20 protein-coding genes are annotated in these 21,904 nt (G+C 55.0%); 7 read left to right on the top strand and 13 right to left on the bottom strand.

Translation table 11 applies throughout. From position 1 onward, the window contains the following. Positions 1-10 precede the first annotated feature (10 nt). Entirely contained in the window at positions 11-430 is a 420-nt protein-coding gene (locus tag ACGS9J_RS13945; RefSeq protein WP_442231470.1) for a GNAT family N-acetyltransferase, read from the bottom strand. Positions 431-561: 131 nt separating this feature from the next. Here ACGS9J_RS13945 and ACGS9J_RS13940 point away from each other — a divergent pair, with 131 nt between their 5' ends. Next, the gene (locus ACGS9J_RS13940) at positions 562-1,659 is read left to right on the top strand and encodes a PQQ-dependent sugar dehydrogenase (RefSeq protein WP_442231469.1); all 1,098 of its coding nucleotides are present in this window, start codon (positions 562-564) and stop codon (positions 1,657-1,659) included. Positions 1,660-1,700: 41 nt separating this feature from the next. Here the strand turns inward: ACGS9J_RS13940 and ACGS9J_RS13935 are convergent, their stop codons facing one another. Both ACGS9J_RS13935 and ACGS9J_RS13930 read right to left on the bottom strand, forming a co-directional pair. Beyond that, complete coding sequence (locus ACGS9J_RS13935; protein WP_442231468.1) at positions 1,701-2,321, bottom strand: glutathione S-transferase family protein; 621 nt, start codon at positions 2,319-2,321, stop codon at positions 1,701-1,703. Positions 2,322-2,427: 106 nt separating this feature from the next. Then, entirely contained in the window at positions 2,428-3,084 is a 657-nt protein-coding gene (locus ACGS9J_RS13930) for an HAD family hydrolase (RefSeq protein ID WP_442231467.1), read from the bottom strand. Positions 3,085-3,376: 292 nt separating this feature from the next. On the opposite strand from ACGS9J_RS13930, the gene ACGS9J_RS13925 reads away from it, so the two are divergent. Continuing rightward, positions 3,377-4,396, top strand: a complete 1,020-nt coding sequence (locus ACGS9J_RS13925; RefSeq protein ID WP_442231492.1) for an isopenicillin N synthase family dioxygenase — start codon at positions 3,377-3,379, stop codon at positions 4,394-4,396. Positions 4,397-4,467: 71 nt separating this feature from the next. Here the strand turns inward: ACGS9J_RS13925 and ACGS9J_RS13920 are convergent, their stop codons facing one another. Next, positions 4,468-5,613, bottom strand: a complete 1,146-nt coding sequence (locus tag ACGS9J_RS13920; protein ID WP_442231466.1) for a trans-sulfuration enzyme family protein — start codon at positions 5,611-5,613, stop codon at positions 4,468-4,470. Positions 5,614-5,626: 13 nt separating this feature from the next. After that, on the bottom strand, positions 5,627-6,994 hold the full coding sequence (locus tag ACGS9J_RS13915; RefSeq protein ID WP_442231465.1) for a pyridoxal-phosphate dependent enzyme: 1,368 nt from the start codon (positions 6,992-6,994) through the stop codon (positions 5,627-5,629). Between the two features lie 464 nt (positions 6,995-7,458). Between ACGS9J_RS13915 and ACGS9J_RS13910 the strand changes: the two genes are divergently transcribed. Beyond that, a complete protein-coding gene (locus ACGS9J_RS13910; protein ID WP_442231464.1) occupies positions 7,459-8,664 on the top strand; it encodes a serine hydrolase in 1,206 nt (401 codons plus the stop codon). A gap of 183 nt (positions 8,665-8,847) precedes the next feature. Here ACGS9J_RS13910 and ACGS9J_RS13905 read toward each other — a convergent pair whose 3' ends face one another. The 4 genes from ACGS9J_RS13905 to deoC all read right to left on the bottom strand — a co-directional run bounded on the left by ACGS9J_RS13905 (position 8,848) and on the right by deoC (position 14,156). Then, on the bottom strand, positions 8,848-10,215 hold the full coding sequence (locus ACGS9J_RS13905; RefSeq protein WP_442231463.1) for an L-serine ammonia-lyase: 1,368 nt from the start codon (positions 10,213-10,215) through the stop codon (positions 8,848-8,850). A 90-nt stretch (positions 10,216-10,305) separates the two neighbouring features. Then, positions 10,306-11,601: an HAAAP family serine/threonine permease gene (locus tag ACGS9J_RS13900; RefSeq protein ID WP_442231462.1), complete on the bottom strand. Its 1,296-nt coding sequence runs from the start codon at positions 11,599-11,601 to the stop codon at positions 10,306-10,308. A gap of 968 nt (positions 11,602-12,569) precedes the next feature. After that, positions 12,570-13,334, bottom strand: a complete 765-nt coding sequence (gene deoR / locus ACGS9J_RS13895) for a DNA-binding transcriptional repressor DeoR (protein ID WP_442231461.1) — start codon at positions 13,332-13,334, stop codon at positions 12,570-12,572. A 141-nt stretch (positions 13,335-13,475) separates the two neighbouring features. Continuing rightward, positions 13,476-14,156 (bottom strand): deoxyribose-phosphate aldolase, encoded by a 681-nt coding sequence (gene deoC, locus ACGS9J_RS13890; protein WP_012006065.1) that lies wholly within the window; start codon positions 14,154-14,156, stop codon positions 13,476-13,478. Positions 14,157-14,372: 216 nt separating this feature from the next. Between deoC and ACGS9J_RS13885 the strand changes: the two genes are divergently transcribed. Next, entirely contained in the window at positions 14,373-15,215 is an 843-nt protein-coding gene (locus ACGS9J_RS13885; RefSeq protein WP_442231460.1) for a hypothetical protein, read from the top strand. A gap of 34 nt (positions 15,216-15,249) precedes the next feature. On the opposite strand, the gene ybjG is transcribed toward ACGS9J_RS13885, so the two are convergent. Together ybjG and ACGS9J_RS13875 are read right to left on the bottom strand one after the other, a co-directional pair. Beyond that, positions 15,250-15,855, bottom strand: coding sequence for an undecaprenyl-diphosphate phosphatase (ybjG, locus tag ACGS9J_RS13880; protein ID WP_442231491.1), 606 nt, complete (start codon positions 15,853-15,855; stop codon positions 15,250-15,252). 5 nt (positions 15,856-15,860) lie between these two features. Then, positions 15,861-16,607 carry a phosphatase PAP2 family protein gene (locus ACGS9J_RS13875; protein WP_442231459.1) on the bottom strand — a complete coding sequence of 249 codons (747 nt, stop codon included), beginning with the start codon at positions 16,605-16,607 and terminating at the stop codon, positions 15,861-15,863. Positions 16,608-16,938: 331 nt separating this feature from the next. Here ACGS9J_RS13875 and eco point away from each other — a divergent pair, with 331 nt between their 5' ends. Both eco and ACGS9J_RS13865 read left to right on the top strand, forming a co-directional pair. Beyond that, positions 16,939-17,451 (top strand): serine protease inhibitor ecotin, encoded by a 513-nt coding sequence (eco, locus tag ACGS9J_RS13870; RefSeq protein ID WP_442231458.1) that lies wholly within the window; start codon positions 16,939-16,941, stop codon positions 17,449-17,451. A gap of 205 nt (positions 17,452-17,656) precedes the next feature. Next, the gene (locus ACGS9J_RS13865; RefSeq protein ID WP_442231457.1) at positions 17,657-18,625 is read left to right on the top strand and encodes a threonine ammonia-lyase; all 969 of its coding nucleotides are present in this window, start codon (positions 17,657-17,659) and stop codon (positions 18,623-18,625) included. A gap of 175 nt (positions 18,626-18,800) precedes the next feature. Here the strand turns inward: ACGS9J_RS13865 and ACGS9J_RS13860 are convergent, their stop codons facing one another. After that, on the bottom strand, positions 18,801-20,252 hold the full coding sequence (locus tag ACGS9J_RS13860; RefSeq protein WP_442231456.1) for a pyridoxal phosphate-dependent decarboxylase family protein: 1,452 nt from the start codon (positions 20,250-20,252) through the stop codon (positions 18,801-18,803). Then, positions 20,249-21,088, bottom strand: coding sequence for an SDR family oxidoreductase (locus tag ACGS9J_RS13855; RefSeq protein ID WP_442231455.1), 840 nt, complete (start codon positions 21,086-21,088; stop codon positions 20,249-20,251). Before ACGS9J_RS13855 ends, ACGS9J_RS13860 begins: the two co-directional genes overlap by 4 nt. Before the next feature lie 339 nt (positions 21,089-21,427). Here ACGS9J_RS13855 and ACGS9J_RS13850 point away from each other — a divergent pair, with 339 nt between their 5' ends. Next, positions 21,428-21,883 carry a hypothetical protein gene (locus tag ACGS9J_RS13850; protein WP_442231454.1) on the top strand — a complete coding sequence of 152 codons (456 nt, stop codon included), beginning with the start codon at positions 21,428-21,430 and terminating at the stop codon, positions 21,881-21,883. Positions 21,884-21,904 lie beyond the last annotated feature (21 nt).

Genomic DNA, 21,904 nt, shown 5'->3' with positions numbered 1-21,904 from the left:
AGGTCACCTGTTATTCAAAAAGGGTTTTGGTGAGAAAGTAACATTCATGTTCCACCGGGTAATTCTGCAACGTCATTTGCAGTTGATAACCGAGTTTCTCGTAGAACGGCCGTGCCTGAAAGCTAAAGGTATCTAAACGAACATAACGACACCCGCGGGCTTTCGCCTCTTGTTCCGCTGCCAGCATCACTTTGCGGCCCAGGCCGCTGCCGCGTTGCGAGTCAGCCACCCACAGCCATTCTACACTCAGCCAGTTGCCCCAGGTCTCGCCAGTCAGGCCGGCGACCACCTGACCGGCGGTGTCCCGGGCATAAACGCCAAGCGGTTTGCGCTGGCTGGGATCCAGATACGGGCTGTTATGGGCTCTCAGCCCCTGACGGATAGTGTCGAGGGTGTCTGCATTGAGCGTCTCGGTTACGGTGATGTCCATCTTTCCTCCTGGGTGAACCCTTAACTTAAGCACAGTCGAGCTAAAAGGCAACACATTGAAATTTAAAACAAACGTCAAAAACAGCCCGCTGGACTACACTGAACAGGTCAGTTTTTGTCCAGGAGGACGCTATGCACCGATTGACTATGATGGCCGCTTTGCTGATGTTCAGCGGCTTGCTGCACGCCGCGCCGACGGTAACGCAATTGCAGGATAAGCTGGAGCACCCGTGGTCACTGGCATTTTTGCCCAGCGAGCAGGGAATGTTAATCACCGAACGACCGGGGCGTCTGCGGTTGTGGCAGCAGGGCAAAGGGCTGTCTGCGCCGATTACCGGCGTACCGCAAGTGTATGCCCAGGGGCAGGGCGGCCTGCTGGAGGTGCTGTTGGCACCGGATTTTTCCACCAGCCGGCGAGTTTATCTCAGCTTTGCCGAAGTCGGCGATGACGGCAAGGCGGGGACGGCGGTAGGCTACGGACAACTCAGTGCAGACAACCGGCGGCTGGAAAATTTCAAGGTGATTTTCCGCCAGCAGCCCAAGCTTTCGGTCGGCAATCATTTTGGTGGCAAGCTGGCGTTTGATCGTCAGGGGGATTTGTTTATCGCGCTGGGGGAAAATAACCAGCGGCCGACGGCGCAGGATCTGGACAAGCTGCAGGGCAAAATGGTGCGCTTAACCGCCGATGGGGCAATCCCGCCGGATAATCCGTTTATCGGCCAGGCAGGCAAACGACCGGAAATCTGGTCCTACGGCCACCGCAACCCGCAGGGGCTGGCGCTGAACCCGTGGAGCGGAGCGATGTGGGAGAACGAACACGGCCCACGCGGTGGCGATGAGGTCAATATTCCGCAGGCAGGGAAAAACTACGGCTGGCCGATTGCCACCCACGGCATCAATTACTCCGGTCTGGCGATCCCGGAGGCGAAAGGGCAGAAAGTCGCCGGTACCGAACAGCCCTTGCATTACTGGCCGGTTTCACCGGGTATCAGCGGTATGGCGTTCTATGATTCGCCCCGGTTCCCCGCCTGGCGCCATTCGCTGTTTATTGGCGCACTGGCTCAGGAAGCGCTGATCCGCCTGACGCTGGAGGGCGACAAAGTGGTCTCTGAAGAAAGGTTGCTGGAGGATCGTGGCGAACGCATTCGCGAGGTGCGGGTCGGGCCTGACGGCTATCTTTATCTGTTAACCGATGCGAGCAACGGCAAGCTGCTGCGGGTCGGGCTTTAGGCGAGATGATAGCGCCCCTGCGGATGCGGGGCGCGGGAAACTCAGGTTAATTCGCTCATCACGCCGCGCTGATAGGCCGGACGTTCGGTTAGTTGTTGATACCAGCGCTCCATGTTCGGACGCGGCTGGCGCTTAATCGGCATGGAGAACCAGGCGTAAGCGAAACTGCCGAGCGGGATGTCACCGATGCCGAAGGTTTCACCGGAAAGGTAAGGCTGGTGGCCCAGGGTTTCTTCCACAATGTCGAAATGCTTTTCCAATGTGGCGATCGCCGCTTCGATCTTCGCCATGTCACGCAGTTCCGGCTGGGTGCGAACCAACCCCCAGAACACCACGCTAAAGTGGCTGACAATGGTGGCGGTGGTCCAGTCCATCCATTTTTCGGCACTGGCGCGCGCCTGCAGATCCTGTGGGTAGAAAGGTTCGCTGCCAAACTTCGCCGCCAGATAGCGCACGATGGTGTTGGATTCCCACAGCACGAAATCATCGTCCTGCAGCAGCGGCACCAGACCGTTCGGGTTCAGGGAACGATAGAGTTCGTCGTTCACCTTGCCGAATGCGCCACCGGCATTGATATGGCTGTAATTCAGCTCCAGCTCCGCGGCGCACCACAGCACTTTCCTGACGTTGTTCGAATTTTCACGACCCCAAATGGTCAGCATAGAACGCCTCTTTTACGTGGGTTAATCAACCTAAGTCTTTATTCTTACTCCACAATTCAGCGCTTGTCACACCGGAAGGCATTTTTTGCCGACGCGGACGACAGATTCAGCGTTCCCAGCGGCAGATCTCCCAGCCACGCTCCAATGCCAGCGCATTGAGCTCGTTGTCCGGGTTGATCACCGTGGCGCTGTCGACATATTCCAGCATCGCTTTGTCGTTGAGGGAGTCGCTGTAACCGTGGCGGTGTTCGAATCTCAGCTCCGGGTGTTCAGCCAACCATTTTTTCAGGCGGATGACCTTGCCCTGTTGGTAAGTCATGGTGCCGTAAGTGTTGCCGGTGAAACGGCCGTCTTGCACTTCGACGCCAATGGCCAGCGCGCCGTCGGCGCCGAGCTGCGCGGCAATCGGTGCCACCAGATGTTCACCCGTGGCGGAAATGACCAGAATGCAGTCGCCGCGTTCGCGGTGCCACAGCAGCCGTTCGCGGGCGGCCGGGTAAACTCGCGGCAGGATATCGCGGCGAATGTAACGCTGCACCCACCCGGCCACCGTCTCGGTACTCAGGCCGGCCAGCGGCGCCAGCGTGGCCTGCATGTAGTCCTCCATTGACAGCTTGCCCTGATAATAGTGCTGCATCAGTTGCTGTTCCTGCTGTTCCAGTTCCGCCGGGGCAAACCCTTCGGTGACCAGCCAACGCATCCATAGGCTGGCGCTGTCTTCATCAATCAGGGTTTCATCCAGGTCGAATAAGGCTAAATCCATCAGTAATTCTCCGGCAGGCAAGGAGGGGGAATGGGGCTGTATACAGAATAGCGGATAGCGTCAGCCGCCAGCCAGTGGCGATGACGAAATTGCGCAGAGCATAAGAAACATGGATGACAGTTTTGCGACATTTTGTTGAAGGTTTGCATAACTTAGAACGCAACAATATTGGCTCGGGTGTTTGCCAGGGTGGTAACTATAGGGCAATGCACAGGCCCTCAGGAGTTGAAGATGCTGATAATTCGCCTTTATACCGGCCCGATTTTTGTTGGGGATGAAGAGGAACAGGATGATGACACCACCACTGACGCTGAAGAGGCTGCCGCTGCTGGATCTTTCGCAGCTTGATGGCGATGCCGGGCAGCGACAGGCTTTTCTTGACGGGCTGCGTATTGCGGCGCGTGACATCGGCTTCTTCTATTTGCGCGGCCACGGCGTTGATAGTGCGCTGAATGCGCAGTTGCAACAGCGTGCGAGGCAGTTTTTCGCCCTGCCGGAAGACGACAAACTGGCGGTGCAGATGGTGCATTCGCCGCATTTTCGCGGCTATAACCGTGCGGCGGCAGAATTGACCCGCGGCCAGCCGGACTGGCGCGAACAGTTTGATATCGGCGCAGAGCGCGTGGCGCTGCAACTGGCTGAAGAAACCCCACGCTGGGCACGTTTGCAAGGGCCGAATCAATGGCCGGAGGCACTGCCCGAGCTGAAGCCGCTATTGTTGCAATGGCAACAGGCGATGACCGCCATGTCGCTGCGCCTGCTACGCGCCTTTGCCCTGGCGCTTTCGCTGCCGGAACAGGCGTTTGACCCGCTCTATGGCGACAAACCCAACGAACATATCAAGCTGATCCGTTACCCAGGGCGTGAAGCGACCGCCAGCGGGCAAGGGGTTGGCGCCCATAAAGACTCCGGTTTTCTCAGCTTCCTGCTGCAGGATCGGCAGAAAGGCCTGCAGGTTGAAGTCGACGAAGGACGGTGGGTGGACGCCGAACCGCTTGAGGATACCTTCGTGGTCAACATTGGCGAATTGCTGGAGCTGGCGACCAATGGCTATTTGCGCGCCACGGTGCACCGGGTGGAGACGCCACCTGCAGGGAGCGATCGGCTGTCGATTGCCTTCTTCCTCGGGGCGCGGCTGGATGCGGTGGTGCCGTTGTATCAGCTCCCTGAGCCTTTGGCAGCCGAGGCGCACGGCCCGGCCAGCGATCCGCATAATCCGCTGTTGCGCGATGTGGGCTTTAACTACCTGAAAGGACGCATCCGCTCCCATCCGGACGTGGCGCAGCGTTATTACCAGGATGTCGTTGCTTAAGGGGAGGGGCGTCGCATACCGCGCCTGACGGGGTGAGTCGGGTCGAACATGTTCGACCCGACTGTTTTGAATTACTCTGCCAGCGCCTGCTGCAGATCGGCGATCAAATCTTCTGCATCCTCAATCCCCACCGATAGGCGCAGCAATTGCGGTGTGATACCGGTTTTCATCCGCTGTTCCAGCGGGATAGAAGCATGAGTCATGCTGAACGGCTGGCTGATCAGGCTTTCCACGCCGCCCAGACTTTCAGCCAGGGTAAACAGCTGTGAACGCTTGATCACCCGGCGCGCAAAGGCGTCGTCGCCTTTCAACCGTACGGAAATCATGCCGCCAAAGCTACTCATCTGCTTGGTCGCCAATGCGTGCTGCGGGTGGCTCGGCAGGCCAGGGTAGTAGACTTCTTCTACCTGAGGTTGGCTTTCCAGCCACTGGGCGATACGTAAGGCGCTATTGCTGTGCCGCTCCATACGCAGTGCCAATGTGCGGATGCCGCGCAGCGTCAGGAAGCTGCTGAACGGATCGAGAATACCGCCCACTGCGTTTTGCAGGAACCCGAGCTGTTCGGCCAGCTCAGGGTTATTCCCCACCGCCGCGACCCCGGCTACCACGTCCGAATGGCCGTTGAGGTATTTGGTGGCGGAATGCACCACCACATCAAAGCCGAGATCCAGCGGGCGCTGGATATAAGGCGAGGCAAAGGTGTTGTCCGCTACGCTGATCAAACCGTGTTTTTTAGCGATGGTGGCGATAGCGCTCAGATCCGCCAGCTTCAACAGCGGGTTGGTCGGCGTTTCTACCCAGATCATTTTGGTATCCGGTTCGATGGCCTGTTCCAGCGCGGCAAGATCCGCCGGGGAAACATAGGTGACTCGCAAGCCGGCGGTGCGGCTGCGTACCTTTTCCAGCAGGCGATAAGTACCGCCGTAAAGATCGTCAACCGCCACCAGGTGGCTGCCCTGATCGAGCAACTCCAGCACCGTCGAACAGGCCGCCAGACCAGAGGCAAAGGCGTAACCGCGGCTACCGCCTTCCAGTTCGGCGATGGCGCTCTCCAATGCGGTACGCGTCGGGTTGGCGCTGCGCGAATATTCATAACCGGTATGCTCCCCCGGTGCCGGTTGGGCGTAGGTGGAGGTGGCATAAATGGCCGGCATTACTGCACCGGTAGCGTCCGGCGTGTAGCCGGCATGAACGGTCAACGTATCAAACTTGGCCATACAATCATCCTTATTAACGTAATTTCTGGCGCCAGGCGTTAAGCACGTCTGTGCGGGTAATCAAACCGAGGAAGCGCTCGCCGTCGAGCACGACGGCCACGTGACCCTGGTTGAAGGTGGCGAGCAAATCCTGATAGCTGGCTTCTTTTTGCAAGGTCTTGACCGAATGGGTCATGGCGCGGGTGGCCGGCAGGCTGAAGTGGTCGGCGTCCGACTGCACCGCATTGAGCAGATCCCACTCGTCGATCAGGCCGACGACCCGATCGCCTTCCAGCACCGGCAGCTGCGAGATGTCATACAGCCGCATGCGGGCATGAACGATAGCCAGTGTGTCTTCCGGAGCGACCGAAACGGCGGCCCCTTCGTCATGGCGGTAGGCGATCAAATCGCGTAAATCCTGATGCTGTGGCTTGCTCAACAGGCCCTGTTCCAGCATCCAGTGATCGTTATACATTTTAGACAGGTATTTATTGCCGCTGTCGCAGACGAAGGTGACGACGCGTTTCGGTTCGGTCTGCGCCTGGCAATAACGCAGCGCGGCAGCCAACAGGGTGCCGGTGGACGAACCGGCCAGCACGCCTTCTTTGCGCAGCAGATCGCGTGCGGTGGTGAAGGCTTCGGCATCGCCGATCCGGTAGGCATGGCGCACCTGGTTAAAGTCGCTCAGCGGCGGGACAAAATCCTCGCCAATGCCTTCCACCAGCCAACTGCCGGCCTCGCCGATCTGGCCGTTATCGAGATAGTCCGCCAGGATCGAACCGGCCGGATCCGCCAGCACGAACTCGGTTTGCGGCGAGACGTCGGCGAAATAGTGACTCAGACCGCCGAGCGTGCCGCCGGAACCGACGCCGACCACGATGGCATCGACCTGATTATCCATCTGCCGCCACAGTTCCGGCGCGGTGGTACGGGCATGGGCCGCCGGGTTGGCCGGGTTGTTAAACTGATCGATATAAAACGCCCCGGGAATTTCGTCGGCCAGCCGTTTGGCATAATCCTGATAGTAAGCCGGGTGCCCCTTGCCCACGTCGGAGCGGGTCAGTACCACTTCCACGCCCAGTGCGCGCAGATGGAAAATCTTTTCCCGGCTCATTTTGTCCGGTACCACCAGCAACAGCTTATATCCTTTCAGGGCCGCCACCAGCGCCAGACCCAGACCGGTGTTGCCGGCGGTGGCTTCAATGATGGTGCCGCCGGGCTGCAGGCTGCCGTCACGTTCCGCCTGCTCGATCATCGACAGCGCCACGCGGTCCTTGATTGAACCGCCGGGATTTTGATTCTCCAGTTTGACGAACAGCCGGCAGGGGCCGGTATCGAACTGGGTCAGTTCCAGCATCGGGGTGTTGCCGATCATGTCGATGACGGAATGCGGTATGGCCATGAGGATCTCCAGAATAATTCGGTTTAAAAGCCGTTATCTGGATGATAGCGCTGTCAATTAGCCTATTAAAAAGAACAAATAACCGTTCAATATGCCTTTTTGGAATATATTAATCCAATTTGGACGTATAGCAGCATGGATGTTCAGCGGTGCGGATGTTCAGCCGTGCAGCCATGGGGAGTATAAAAAAACGGCGTGCAGTTGGCTTTTCATTCAATTTGCGCGTAACAGCGTACAGTTATGTAAAAATGCTGAAAATTCGCGCTAAACCCTGCAAAAATAAGATGAATCTAATAAACTCACAGCAAGGGCATTTTCGGTGCGTCGCTCACCCGTCATGGGGCCGCAGGGAGTTTGCGGTTGGCAAGCGCGTGCCGGGCCACTCTCGCTGGTTGGCTGAAAACGTGAATATGTTTGAAAGTTAACGCTATTTCAATAATTTGAATGGACACTCTGGCGACGTCATGATGAAAAAAAACTTATCCACCACCCTGAAAAAATTAACCTTTAGCATCAGCATACTGTTGCTGGCCGCGCCGGTGGTACAGGCGGCCGAAGCGCCGGCTGCCCCGCAGGTCGATGCCAAAGCTTTTGTGCTGATGGATTACAACAGCGGCAAAATCCTGACGGAGGGCAATGCCGATACCCGGCTCGATCCCGCCAGTCTGACCAAGATCATGTCCAGCTACGTGATCGGCCAGGCGATCAAGGCTGGCAAGATCAAGCCGGAGGATATGGTTACCGTAGGTAAAGACGCCTGGGCGACCGGGAACCCGGCACTGCGCGGCTCTTCGCTGATGTTTATCAAACCGGGCGACCAGGTGCCGGTGATGGAGCTGAACAAGGGCATCGTCATTCAGTCGGGTAACGATGCCAGCATCGCGCTGGCCGATTACGTTGCGGGCAGCCAGGATTCGTTTGTCGGCCTGATGAACAACTACGCCAAATCGCTGGGCCTGCAAAATACCCACTTCCTGACGGTACACGGTCTGGATGCAGAAGGGCAGTACAGCACCGCGCGTGATATGGCGCTGCTGAGCCAGGCGCTGATCCGCGATGTACCGGATGAGTACGCGCTGCATAAAGAAAAAGAGTTCACCTTCAACAAGATCCGTCAGGTTAACCGCAACCGCCTGCTGTGGAGCTCCAACCTGAAAGTTGACGGCATCAAAACCGGTTATACCGGCGGTGCCGGTCATAACCTGGTGGCCTCTGCTACCGACGGTCCGATGCGTTTGATTTCGGTGGTGCTGGGCGCGCCGAGCGATCGTATCCGCTTTAGCGAAAGTGAAAAGCTGCTGACCTGGGGCTTCCGCTTCTACGAAACCGCCACGCCAATCAAAACCGACAAGCCGTTTGTTACCCAGAAAGTGTGGTTTGGCGACGTTGGCGAAGTGCCGCTGGGCGTAGCGAAAGACGCCGCCGTCACCATCCCGAAAGGGCAGATGAAAAATCTGAAGGCCAGTTACAAGCTGAACCAACCGACGCTGGAAGCGCCATTGGCAAAAAATCAGGTGGTTGGCACCATCGATTTCCAGCTTGACGGCAAAACCATTGAGCAATATCCGCTGGTGGCGATGCAAGAGGTGAAAGAGGGGAACTTCTTTAGCCGCATCTGGGACATGGTGATGATGAAGCTGACCCAGTGGTTCGGCAGCGTGTTCGGCTAACTTCCCGTTAATACATAAAATGAGAAGGGCATACTAACTGTGCCCTTCTTGTTTTGTTATAGCCAAAATAATTGGAGTTGCATCAAGGCGGCCAGAGCGTGAGTCCCCAGGAGCTTACTCAGGTAAGTGACTGGGGGGAGCGCACGCAGGCAACACAGATGCAGCTTCAAGTATGAAGGGTATTCAGTTACAGGCCACCACCTTGATTGCTAATCCGCCTTGCGACGTCTCGCGGTATTTGGCGTTCATGTCTTTGCCCGTCTCATACATGGTTTCGATCACCTTATCCAGGCACACCCGCGGCTCGCTGGTACGGCGCAGTGCCATACGCGCGGCATTGACCGCTTTCACCGCCGAAATCGCGTTACGTTCGATACAGGGCACCTGAACCTGGCCGGCCAGCGGATCGCAGGTCAGCCCCAGGTGGTGCTCCATGGCGATCTCCGCCGCAATGCAAACCTGTGCCGGGCTGCCGCCCATCAATTCCGCCAACCCTGCTGCTGCCATGGAACAGGCGACACCCACTTCCCCCTGACAGCCGACTTCGGCGCCGGAAATAGACGCGTTCATCTTATACAGTGCGCCAATCACGCCGGAGGTCAGAAAGTAACGGCTATAGGAATTAGGGTTCACCGGGCGAATAAACTGGTCGTAATAGGCCAGTACCGCCGGGATGATGCCGCAGGCACCGTTGGTCGGAGCGGTCACTACGCGGCCACCGGCTGCGTTTTCTTCGTTCACGGCGAAGGCGAACATATTGATCCAATCAACCACGTTCATCGGATCGATATTGTTCTTGTCGCCGGTCACCAGAATACGGCGCAGGGCGACGGCGCGGCGCTGAACCTTCATTGGGCCGGGCAGCAGGCCTTCGGTGTTCATACCGCGTTCAATACCGGCGCGCATCACCTGCCAGACATCAGCGAAGTGCGCGTCGATCTCGGCCTTGCTGTGCAACGCCAGCTCGTTTTGCATCACCAGCCCGGACAGCGAAAGACCGGCATCTTTGCAGTGCTGCTGCAAGTCCCGCGCCGAGCTGAACGGGAAGGGCACCTGAACCGGATTCGCCTCCGACAGGCCGAAGTGTTCTTCATCGACGATAAAACCGCCGCCGGTAGAGTAATAGGTTTTGCTGTGCAGCAGACGTTCGTCGGCGAAGGCGCTAATGCGCATGCCGTTTTCATGCAGCGGCAGGTTATTGCTGTGGAAGTTCATGCTGGTTTGCAGCGGGAAATCCACTTCATGATGGCCGTTGGCCAACAGCAGGCGGCCGCGTTGTTCAACGTCGCGGATAAAACCGGCGATACCGTCGATATCCACGTCGTGCGGCAGGTTACCCGCCAGACCCATGATGATGGCGATATCGGTGTGGTGCCCTTTGCCGGTCAGAGACAGCGAACCGTAAACGTCCACCACCACGCGAGTGGTATCCATCAACTGCTGGCTGGCGATCAACTCATCGGTGAACAACTTGCCGGCCTTCATCGGACCGACGGTGTGGGAGCTGGATGGACCAATACCAATTTTAAAAATATCGAAAACGCTGACCATGGTCTCGCCTCCTTCTTCAGGTGTTAGGCGTTAATGCAGGAAAGGGGGCCGTGCAGAGAAGCCGGCGCACAGGGCGCCGGCCGGGCTGGATTAGAGGCTGTACAGGATTGCTGAGATGGCGATCAGGCCCATCACGACCACGAACACGTTGCTGATGTGGCCGCTGTACTTGCGCATGGCAGGCACTTTGCGGATAGCGTACATCGGCATCAGGAACAGCAGCATGGCGATGATTGGACCACCCAGGTTCTCGATCATGCCGAGGATGCTTGGGTTCAGGGTCGCAACAATCCAGGTGGTCACCAGCATGAAGATGGCGGTGATGCGGTTCAGCTTGTTGGTGCTGATGGTTTTACCGCGGCTCTTCATCGATTTGGCGATCAGACCGTTAAAGCCTTCACGTGCGCCCAGGTAGTGACCGAGGAAAGATTTGGTGATGGCGATAAAGGCGATAACCGGTGCGATGTAAGCGATCATCGGGTTGTTAAAGTGGTTGGCCAGGTAGGACAGAATGGAGATGTTCTGCGCCTTGGCTTCTGCCAGGTTTTCCGGTGACAGGCTCAGTACGCAGCTGAACACGAAGAACATGACGGTCAACACCATCATGATGTGGGCGAAACCCAGAATGCGAGAGCATTTCTTCTCGGCTTCTTCCTGGCCGTACTCTTCACGTTTGGCTACCGCAAAGGCGGAGATGATCGGCGAATGGTTGAAGGAGAACACCATGACCGGGATCGCCAGCCACAGGGTGATAATCAGGCCATGGCCCATACCGGTACCGGCACCCGACAGCGAAACGTTGTCGAAGATGGCGGTGGTCCAGTTCGGGATCAGGTACAGGGCCAGCAGCATCAGCACGGCGACAAACGGGAACACCAGAATGCTCATGGTCTTCACGATAGCCTGCTCACCGAAACGGACGATAGTCATCAGGCCAACGATCAGGATCAGCGACAGAATGGCGCGCGGTGGCGAAGTCATTCCCAATTGGTGAGTAATGAAGCTGTCGACGGTGTTGGTGATCGCCACGCTGTAAACCAGCAGGATCGGATAAATAGCGAAGAAGTAGAGCAGGGTGATCAGCTTACCGGCGCCGATGCCAAAGTGCTCTTCAACCACTTCGGTAATGTCTTCACCGGCATTTTTACCGGAGAGCACGAAACGGCACAGGCCACGGTGGGCGAAGAAGGTCATCGGGAAAGCAATGATGGCCATGATAATCAGGGGAATCAAACCACCGATACCGGCGTTGATCGGCAGGAACAAAACGCCCGCGCCGATCGCGGTGCCGTACAGGCCCAACATCCACATGGTGTCGGTTTTACGCCAGGTACTGGTAGAGCCAGAAGCCGCAGAGGCAATGGTGCCGGTCTGTGTAGTGTCCATAAATATCTCCGAAGTGAACACGTTAATTTAAAATTAAAGGCAAAACTTAAGGTTAAAACCGAATGACGCAATAGCAGATGGCGGCATCGGTAAGCATCAGGTGTTGCTTGCGGGGATAATTGGCGTCCCCCTGGTTGTTTATTAGGCTAATTACCGTTGGCCATTGTGGCGGATAATTAATCAAATGATATTTAGCTCCCGAAGGGCCTCACATCGGTACTGCTGCCGGAAGGTCATGGCCTGCCGATTTTCGTTGGCGGCAAGATAACGATTTACAGTAGAAACAACCGTGATCATGCTCTCAAATGCGCAATATGTGCGGTTAACTGCTTTTTTATTAGGTTTTCATGCATATGTTGCGCAGTTGTGTAAGATTTCATGCTGAAAACGCTTTCATGGATGTTTCAGGATTTATCTGGCGTGAACAATCTTTAACCAGATAAAACGCTGCCGTTATCAGCAAGCCGAGCAATATATTTTAAGCGTGGGTTTGGATCTAGCTAAAAACCCGGAATAAGCGGTTTTAGTGACGCAGATCACATTGCCGTTTTAAGTGAATTTTGTTTTATTTTATTGTTTTTAATGTGTTTATTATAAATGTCCCGCTAATAACGAAGGTAAATTACTTAACTGAATAGTGGATAAAAATGCTTAATCATTCATCATATAAATAACCCAAATGGGTTGTATTTAAAGCGCCATGGTTACGCAATTGTTGATATTTATCCTGAAAATGTTACTGCGATTTATCTTATAACCCCCCGACAATAGGGGGTGTGAAGGTATTATTGCTTCGGATTTATCCGTGCTCAAGGAATAAGCAAGATGAACTGTTGCAATTTATTAACCTGATATTGGCCAGGGATAAAGAAATCGGCGAATCGATTGCAGGTTATTTGTTCGATTTTTGCAGGGGGAAAGGGGCCTGGAGAGGGCACCGTCGGCCGGAGCCGACGGTAAAACGCGGTTTAAAAACGAATGGCGATCGCGTTTTCACTGAAAAACTCCGCAAACTGCGGCTCGGGCTGACGATCGGTGATCACCCGATCGAACTGAGTCAGCGGGCCAATGCAGGCGGGTTTGGTTTTGCCGAATTTACTGTGATCGGCCACCAGGATTTTTTGTTGCGACATGGCGATCGCCCGGTGCTTCATCTCCAACTCATCAAAGTTAAAGCAGGTGGCGCCATGCTGCAGGCTCAGACCGGCGGCGGAGATAAAGGCGATATTCGGGCAGATGTGATCCAGCTCGTTGTGCCGGCCGACAGCGGTGAAAATGTAGTTGTTCGGCTTGAATTCGCCGCCGCACAGGATCACTTTGCAGTTAGGTTTGTCCTGCAGCGCCAGGAAGGTATTTAGCGAGTGGCACACCGCGGTAAACACCAGGTCGTCGGCAATGGCATCGATGATCGCCGGGGTAGTGGTGCCGCAGTCGAAAAATACGGTGTCGTTTTCGTTGATCAGCGCAGCGGCCAGCAAGCCAATGCGGCGCTTTTCCGTAACCTGTTTGGCTTTTTGGTCGGAAACGAAATAGTGGGTTACGCCATTGCTGCGGGGATCGGCCACCACGTAACCGCCCAGCAGCACCACGGCGGCCGGTTCCGCGCTGAGATCGCGGCGGATGGTCATCTCTGAAACGCCCAACAGCACGGCGGCTTCTTTTAAGTGGATCTTGTCAGAGCGCTTTAACGCCTGTACCAACCGATTGATTCGTTCTTCGCGCCGAGTTTCCATCTGTCTTCCCACAGGGTTAAGAGCCATTCTCCAGGGCCGAACATACAAATGCGGGGTAATAGTGGGCCAGCCGTCGGCTGGACATATTACCCCGCATCAGATTATCACGGCGCGCGTCCGGTACTGAGACGCCTCAGCTTATCAGTAGCTGCCGGCGGCAGCCTGATCACCGGAAACGATTGCTACGCCAGAGCTGGTGCCGATACGAGTAGCGCCTGCTTTGATCATCTTCTCGGCGGTTGCGCGATCGCGCACGGCGCCGGATGCTTTAACACCCATCTCACTGCCTACCGTCGCACGCATCAGTTTGACGTGCTCTTCACGAGCACCGCCGGTGCTGAAGCCGGTAGAGGTTTTAACGAAGGCCACATCGAGTTCGCGACACATTTCACAAACCTGAACGATCTGCGCATCGCTGAGCAGGCAGGTTTCCAATATTACCTTCAACGGGATCGCCGCGCAAACCTCGCGCACGGCGGCGATGTCGGCTTTGACTTCATCCAGCAGGCCGCTTTTCAGCCAACCCACGTTGATCACCATGTCAATTTCCTGCGCGCCGGCCGCAATTGCCGCTTTGGCTTCGAAGGCTTTGGTTACGGTCAGGCCCGCCCCCAGTGGGAAACCGATCACCGAACAGATTTTCACTTCGCTTTCCTGCAGCAGGTGCGCAGCCAGTGGCACGTAGCCGGAGTTAACGCAAACGGCGTAGAAGTTGTGCTGCTGCGCTTCTTCACAGAGTTTGGCGATTTGTTCTTCGGTAGCGTCCATCGCCAGCAGGGTATGGTCGACATAGCGGGCGTAATCAATGTTTTCAGTTGTCATTTCGATTCCTTGTTGAGGTTTGATCAAAGCAGGATGTGAGTAATGTTATAATAATAACATCGCCGTAATGGTTAGGATAGCTTCATTTCAAAAATGAAGCACAGATCATCGTTTTCAGGCTGTTTGATGTATAACATAGGAACCCGTGAAATGTTATTTAAGTAACATTTTGGTGTTGAATGCGGGGTTGCCCGCGAGGTCACCCAGGGGAAAAGTATGGATATGATAATAAATCTGGCGCCACAGCAGTTCGGGGCGCAACCGGATGAAATTTTCCGCAATGCGGATTTTGTGGTTACCGCCTTTCATTGTGCACTCGCGGGACCGATGCTGACACTGGCGAACAGCCGTGGTTCTCTGCGCATATTGCCCTACCGTGGTCTGACGATTTGGGATGCCGATTTTGATGGTTATTCACTGAAGTCGGGCCGCCGCAGCGTCAGAACGGCCAGTTGCAAGCCGGAAAACGGTGTCGCTTTTCATTCACCCTGGCCGCATCAGGACGAGCCGTTATTGGACATGCAGTGCGTAGGGCTGCAGATCGAGGGAGATACGCTGACACTGCACGGCAGTGGAGAGCTTGCCCAGCGGCATTGCCGGCTGCGCCCGGCGGTGCGTTTGACGGCGGACAGCGCACAGTTCTCCATTGATATGCAAATCACCAATCTTGCCGATGCCCCATTGCCGCTCAATTATGTCTGCCAGCTTAATTATGGCTGCATCCCTGCGGCAATTTTCCGACAGAATCTACCGGCACCGGCATTGACGCCACCGGGAAGCCTTGCCGCTCGGGGAGTACTGTGTTCGGACGATTTGTCGCTGTATGTTGATCAGGCCGAGTTCTTTATGCTGGCGTCAAAGGGGAGAAGATACGTTACGCGCTTTTCTACCGCGCAATTCAACTATGGCCTGCGCCCTATTGCACAGCAGGGAAATCAACGTTTGTTCCGGTTCATTCAACCGGCCACCAGCAGCCTGCAGATGGGCAATGAATTGTCGGCGATGGTGATAGAAGCGGGGAAAACGCGTGAGTTTTGCGTGACAACCGGAGGGGTGTGAAACAGGGGCGAAAACGCCCCTGTCAGCAGAAAGATTACTCTTTTACCCAACCTTTGCGGATGGGGAAGGCGAACAGGAAACGGTACAGGCGCGTCAGCCTGGTGGCGATGATATCGCCAAACAGGTTCCACACCAGTTGGGCAAACAGGCACCCGACCAGGCCGAGCAGGAAGCCGCCCACCATATCCAGCGGCCAGTGCACGCCGAGATAAACGCGTGACCAGGCGATACCGGCCGCCACGATCAACAATAAAATACCTGACCAGACACGGTGCCAGAACAGGAAGGCCAGTGCGAAGGTGAAGATGGCGGTACCGTGATCGCTGGGGAACGAACTGTCCGGCGCATGTGCCAGGAAGGTATAACCCACACCGGCGACGAACGGCCGCTCATGCGGTAACAGCATGCCGATAGTGGCAGCAGAAAGCATGGCAAACAGCAGAGCAATTGTCGTCTTGGCCACCACTTCACGTTGCGATACCAGCTGGTTCTGCGGCCCCCACAGCCATAGCCCGATAATCAACATCGGCACGATAGCAATCAGATCGCGGGCCAAAAAGGTAGCGACATCGATTAATCCTTCGGGGGACGCCGGGGTCGCGTTGATCCAGGCGAAAAGAAGATAATTCAACTGCTCTATCATATTTACCTCGTTTTGCGGCGGATATAACCGCTCACCATCCAATAAACAGCCAGTTGGCTGAGCCAAACCCACCAACCGGCCCACAGGTTATGGGTAAGAAAATGTGCACCACGCATGACCTGACCAAAGCCCATCAGCATGCCGAGCACAATGCCGCCGAACCAACACCAGTAAGCCAGGCGCGGGCGTTGCGGGTAAAACAGGAAAAACAGCGCCATCACGGCAAAACCGCTGGAGGCATGACCGCCAGGGAAGCAACGCCCCGGCCCAGGCTCTGCCGGTATTGCCCCTAACAAGGGATAGGACATCGCCTTGCCGCCGTACTCGATCAAATCCCACGGGCAAGAATGCGCGCTGGTGGCTTTCAGGATCCCGACCACCAATGGCCCAATGCCGATCAACAGCATGGCGACGATCATGCGGGGATTACGGCGATATATGCCCCAAAACAGCGCCAACACCGCACCGGTAATTACGCCGATTTTCAACAAGCGGTGGTTAATCAGGTCAAGCCAGTGATTGTTCTGCCAGGGAAAATGCCCGCTGGCGGCATCGAACCAATAATTGCTGATTGCCCAGTCCAGCTGTTCATTACGTGACAGCCAAAGGAACAGCAACCCACTGACTATCAATCCAAAAACTTGCCAACGGTAAAAGGATGCCGACAGGGAGTAAAGGGCGTTAGTCTTAATTTGGGGGGCTGTTGAGGATTGATTTAATGAAGGTTTTGCATCCACGCGTGGGCTCATGCTCAATGACAGTGATGAAGGCCTCCACTGTAATAATTCTGTCTTAAGAAAACCTTAATGCCATGACAAACCGCCAGCGAGAAAGGGATAGGCGGATGATCGGTTTTCAGCCAGGGCGTTGCCGCCGGGCCGATTGTGGTGCAGGGCGCGATACCGGTGAAGGCTTATATCGCCAAGAACGCTTCCCGTTGATGATTAATCCTGATTAGTCGTCAGTGGTGGGTTATTGACACTGCTCATTGCTAATTGTAAAGAAGATTAAACTACTGGCGGGCTTGTCGGGAGTGTATTAGTTTATGCCCGAAGCATTTACTCATTGTAGGGATAAAACATGAACAAGGCATCCGTCGTATTTTCCGGCCTGCTGATGGCCGTTTCCGCCAGCGCCATTGCTGCCACCTCTGCTGAAGACACCGATATCAGCAAACAGCCGCTGGAAAAGGTCGCGCCTTACCCTAAAGCGGAAAAGGGCATGAACCGCCAGGTGATTTACCTGCCGAAGCAGGAACACGAAGAGAACTTCAAGGTTGAATTGCTGATCGGTAAAACGCTGGAAGTGGACTGCAACCGCCACATGATCGGCGGCACGCTGGAAAGCAAAACCCTTTCCGGCTGGGGCTATGACTACCTGGTACTGGAAAAACTGTCCGAACCGGCTTCCACCATGATGGCTTGCCCGGACAATAGCAAACAGCAGAAATTTATCGCTGCCAATCTGGGCGATGCGTCCATGCAGCGCTACAACAGCCGCTTGCCAATAGTGGTTTACGTGCCGAAAGACGTGGAAGTGAAATACCGCGTGTGGAAAGCCGAAGACACCGTGAGTAAGGCCGAACAGAAATAATACCGAGGCGTGCTGACCATTAGCACGGCTAAGTCATTACCGAATAAAAAGCCCGTTTGGGGGAGTGCATTGCGCCGTTGGCCATAGCCCCCAAAACGGGCTTTTTTTGTTTGTCGCACAGTGGGGTGTAGCAATAGAAAACGGCAGTAAAAGTATGTAGTTTGGTGTCGATACACAGCAACGCAATCTACCTAACTGGGCCAACATGACAAAATTAATTGAATTTAACGCCATCATCGAAGCAGCGGGGCGTTTGGCAGGGAAGGTGATCCGCACGCCGGCCATTCCTGGCACGACGCTGGCCGAAAAGATCCAGAGGCCTGTTTTCCTGAAACTTGAAAACACTCAGCTTGGCGGTTCTTTCAAAGCGCGGGGGGTACTTAACAAGTTTTTGAAGCTGGCTGACGATTGCAAAGATAACCGGTTTGTTGCTGTGAGTGGCGGTAATTTTGGTATTGCGATAGCCGAGGCGGCGAAAATTTTTGGCGCTGACGTCACTATTATTATGCCGCCAAGTGCCCCTGCAACTGCCATCGACAGGGTTCGCGAATTGGGCAGCGCGGTCATCATCGAAACCGATGTCCGCGCGGCGTTTGAGCGGGCCAAAGCTTTAGCCGCCGAAGGCTATGTGGTCATCGATGACTGTAGTGATTCGCTGATAGCCGAAGGTCATGGAACCCTGGCACTGGAGTTTATTGCCGACTGCCCCGAGTTAACCGACGTTTTCATTGCTGTGGGCGGCGGCGGCATGCTGGCCGGTGTGGCTACGGCGCTGAAGGCCATCAAGCCGGAGATCAGAATTTGGGGGGTAGAAACCTCAGGGGCAAGTTCGATGCATCAGGCGCTTCGCGCCGGTAAACCGATTGAGGTTGAGATCACTTCCATTATATCCACCCTCGGGGTGCCAATCATTGATGAAATGATGCTTGCCCATGCTCAAGCCTATGCAGAAGATATAGTTGTTGTTTCGGATAAGGCTGCCGTTGAAGGGATGATCGCCTTTGGCGAAGAAGCTAAGCAGTGGGTCGAATTGGCTTCCGGAACGCTCATTCCCGCTGTTATGGCCATTGCGCCCACGCTTCCCGCTGATGCTGTCGTCGGGATGGTGGTGTGCGGCGGAAATATATCCCACCAAGACAGGTCAAAATGGGTGAGCTACTCGCAAAATCTTTGAGTCAGGCCTGCGGAGCAGCATGCTGGTGGTTGATTTCATTAATTTGCATGATGATCCGCAGGCATTTTACCCCCGCAGCGCCAGCACTGGTGCGGATTGCGCCGGATCATGCGCCTGCATGAAAAGCGACACATGAAGCGGGCTGGCGAGGCGGGGATGGCATTGCGCGCAACATTTAGGTTTTGTACTCTGAAGCCATTTTCCGATAGGTATTGACAAGCGTATCCAAAAGTCGGGTAAACGTCGTTTCGTCGGTTGCCGGTGCCATAATTGTGGTACGCCACCAACGACGGTTATCGACCACGGATGAGGCCAGGTGGAATTTCCCTTCCTTCATCAGTATGTTGCGTACAGCAATATGCAATCGGTCGCTGTCGGCTCCCGGCGTATCGGCGTAACGAAAACAAACCAGGTTGCTTTCCGGTTCGCCGAGTACTTCGAACTCATCCCGTTCGCTGAGTATTTGCCAGAGCCGACGCGCTGCCAGGTGGCGGCTGCGAATATATTCGGCCAGACCGGTTTCGCCTCTGTACGCCAGGTTGAGGAAGACCTTGAGGCCGAGTTCGGCTTTGGATCCCTCAACGGTGTAGTGCATTAGATCTGGCCCGGGGCGATCATCGTCAAAGAACAGGTAATCGGCATTTTGCTGGAATGCCTGGCTTAAATCGGTGCGGCGGCGAATCAGTACGGCGGCGGCAAGCGTCGATGTCCGCAACATTTTATGGGCATCCCAGGTTATGGAGTCAGCCAGCTCGATACCGTCCAGAAGATGGCGCAGTTCAGGAACCAGTAGGGCCGATCCCCCGTGAGCCGCATCGACATGCAGCCAAACGCCGGCCGCGCGGCAGGCGTCAGCGATTTCACGCAGGGGGTCATACAGGCCGGTCGGTGCTGCGCAGGCGTTGGCGATAACCGCCATAACCGTGCGCCCGGCGCGCTGATGTGCTTCGATGCTTTCGCTGACTTGTGCACCCAGTACACGACCAAAACGGTCGCAAGGCAGTACGCATACCGCACGGCTGCCCAGACCAAGGATCGAGGCTGACCGTGCGATGGAAACGTGGGCATTAGCCGGAGCGAGGATCACCGTATCTGGCTGCATTCCCTCTTGCCACGCTTCGGGGAAACTATGGTGGCGGGCCACGAGCAGGGCGGTGAGGTTCGCCAGCGAACCGCCATGCACAAGAACCGCGCCGGCGTCATCGGGGGTCCAGCCGACTTTTCCCAACATCCATTCGGTTACCGCCATCTCGGCAGCGACGCCGGAAGCCCCCATTTCGAACAACGACATGGCGTTGTTGCTGACACCATGTACGAGGTCGGCGACGGCCGCTCCGATATCGGGAACTGCACATTGGTGGGCCATATAGCCAGGGTGGTGCAGGCGCGTTCCCTGGGCGAGATATTCCGTCATGAATGTAGCCAGTGCGTTATTCGTCATTCCGCCTGATTGCATCCATTCACGCATTCGCAACTCCTGAATCAGAGTCGCTGGGGGCGTTTGCCGCAATACGGGCACGTTGCCATTCTGGCTATCCTGAACATAATCGTCCAGGACTGTAACCGCCGTGTGTATGGCAGCAGAGAGCTCGCCCGCATACCAGCCGTGGTGATGTTCACGCATCATGCGACGCCCTCTTTAGGTTGAAGAGTGGGTTGCACTGTGACACAGCCAGGATGAACGCCAAGTCCCATCGACGCGTCGATGACGGCACCGTGCATGATGACTGCAGCCGGTGTAGTCAGCCACCAAAGCACCTCTGCAACCTCATCGGGACGGATAAGGCGGCCACGTGGAAGGCGGGCAATCAGCTCATTTGCCGAGGCGGGTGAAAGCGAATCCAGCGTACTTTGGCGGAACATCGGCGTGTCAACGGCCCCAGGGCAAACGCAAAACACTTCGACGGGAGCGTGGCTCAGTTCCGCTGCCCATTGACGAGTCAGAAATGCAATTGCGGCTTTGCTCATGCCGTCAGTGTCCCGGAAGCCGGGAAAAGCGGCGATACCGCCATCTACGCTGGAGAGCATGAGGATTTTCCCGTATCCGCGCTGCAACATGCCGGGTAAAAGCTCTTTGGTCAGCCACAGTGGTCCCAGACAGTTAACTTGCGTGAATAGCTCGTCTTGACGATGTCGTTCTTCAATGCCCGCGAGCTCCACGGTTTTGGTGCCTAATGCGGCATTATTAATCAAAATATCTATTTGGGGGGGAAGCAGCCCCATCAATTGTTGAAGGCTCTCCCAGCGGCTTTGATCGAAAGGTACGGCCCGGGGAGCAATGGCGACATTCGGTGCAAGTGAATCGATAAGTTCAAGCGCTCGCTGCTCTCCCTGATGATAGGTAAACCATACGCGATCCCCCCTGAGTGCGAAGGTACGCACGGCCGCAGCGCCGATACCGCTGGAACCACCAGTGATCAGTACGGTTCGGCTCATTTTCGTTTCTGCAGATGTTGTGCCCATGACGTCAATTCCTTAGTAAATTAAATATGCGACTCCAGACCCCGGAAATTCTGTATGTAATTAACATTATGAAGCTCTGGAATTAAGCAGTCATAACTAATGACTAAAAGGCATGTTACTTTTTAATGTTTTTATAATTTACATTTAAATATCATGTTTGTTCACCCTCCACTTTTTAATAAATAAAATCTGATATTAAGTATGAAATGGTTATCGGATTATGCAAGGCTCCTTCTGAGGTGACAAGGTGGTCAACCCTTTTGTGAATGGTTTTTTTCTTTTCTTTTCATTGTTTTTTATGGTTTTTTTGTTTTGTTTGCGTAAGGATAAATCTGTGGTTTGGCTCGTTTTTTCATTTTATATACGCGGGAAGTATGTTTCCATGGTGCCTTTGAAACTGACAATTATTGGCTGTTATTTACTTTTATTTTTTTTCGATTTTATGAAGGGAGACTGTTAATAAATGACGAAGGCAAGAATGAAAATATTTGGTGTCCAGGTGTTTTCTCCCACTATGAAACATCATTTTGTCATTGTCAGTGTATTGCAGTCGAACAGGAAAATAGAATTGCGGCAAAGTTATTGGCGATAGACCACCGACTGCAGAGTCTCAATGACATTTCGCGGTTTGTAGCTTGGAATTTCTTAAGGCAGGGTTCTGCGGGCAACAAAAAACCCGATAGTCTTGAACCTAAAAAGGCGGGACTAACGGGCTCCACAAAATGGGGACATCAAAGAAAAGCAGTGGCATTAATTCAGACTACCCCCGGCAAGGAAAGTTCTCACCGGGGATAAAAATTTCAAAATATTTTTGCC

This window comes from Serratia quinivorans, from assembly GCF_052113645.1.
Classification (GTDB): Bacteria; Pseudomonadota; Gammaproteobacteria; order Enterobacterales; family Enterobacteriaceae; genus Serratia; species Serratia quinivorans_B.
The sequence above is the reverse complement of the archived record's forward strand: the minus strand, read 5'-3'. Positions and strand labels throughout refer to the sequence as shown.

Coding starts and splice junctions, on each gene's coding strand:
- ACGS9J_RS13930 (WP_442231467.1), bottom strand. CDS start 3,084: ATGGATTTAGCCTTATTCGACCTGGATGAAACCCTGATTGATGAAGAC.
- ACGS9J_RS13910 (WP_442231464.1), top strand. CDS start 7,459: ATGATGAAAAAAAACTTATCCACCACCCTGAAAAAATTAACCTTTAGC.
- ACGS9J_RS13940 (WP_442231469.1), top strand. CDS start 562: ATGCACCGATTGACTATGATGGCCGCTTTGCTGATGTTCAGCGGCTTG.
- ACGS9J_RS13920 (WP_442231466.1), bottom strand. CDS start 5,613: ATGGCCAAGTTTGATACGTTGACCGTTCATGCCGGCTACACGCCGGAC.
- ACGS9J_RS13855 (WP_442231455.1), bottom strand. CDS start 21,088: ATGGGCACAACATCTGCAGAAACGAAAATGAGCCGAACCGTACTGATC.
- ACGS9J_RS13945 (WP_442231470.1), bottom strand. CDS start 430: ATGGACATCACCGTAACCGAGACGCTCAATGCAGACACCCTCGACACT.
- eco (WP_442231458.1), top strand. CDS start 16,939: ATGAACAAGGCATCCGTCGTATTTTCCGGCCTGCTGATGGCCGTTTCC.
- ACGS9J_RS13925 (WP_442231492.1), top strand. CDS start 3,377: ATGACACCACCACTGACGCTGAAGAGGCTGCCGCTGCTGGATCTTTCG.
- ACGS9J_RS13885 (WP_442231460.1), top strand. CDS start 14,373: ATGGATATGATAATAAATCTGGCGCCACAGCAGTTCGGGGCGCAACCG.
- ACGS9J_RS13935 (WP_442231468.1), bottom strand. CDS start 2,321: ATGCTGACCATTTGGGGTCGTGAAAATTCGAACAACGTCAGGAAAGTG.
- deoR (WP_442231461.1), bottom strand. CDS start 13,334: ATGGAAACTCGGCGCGAAGAACGAATCAATCGGTTGGTACAGGCGTTA.
- ACGS9J_RS13860 (WP_442231456.1), bottom strand. CDS start 20,252: ATGATGCGTGAACATCACCACGGCTGGTATGCGGGCGAGCTCTCTGCT.
- ACGS9J_RS13875 (WP_442231459.1), bottom strand. CDS start 16,607: ATGAGCCCACGCGTGGATGCAAAACCTTCATTAAATCAATCCTCAACA.
- ACGS9J_RS13915 (WP_442231465.1), bottom strand. CDS start 6,994: ATGGCCATACCGCATTCCGTCATCGACATGATCGGCAACACCCCGATG.
- ACGS9J_RS13865 (WP_442231457.1), top strand. CDS start 17,657: ATGACAAAATTAATTGAATTTAACGCCATCATCGAAGCAGCGGGGCGT.
- ACGS9J_RS13905 (WP_442231463.1), bottom strand. CDS start 10,215: ATGGTCAGCGTTTTCGATATTTTTAAAATTGGTATTGGTCCATCCAGC.
- deoC (WP_012006065.1), bottom strand. CDS start 14,156: ATGACAACTGAAAACATTGATTACGCCCGCTATGTCGACCATACCCTG.
- ACGS9J_RS13900 (WP_442231462.1), bottom strand. CDS start 11,601: ATGGACACTACACAGACCGGCACCATTGCCTCTGCGGCTTCTGGCTCT.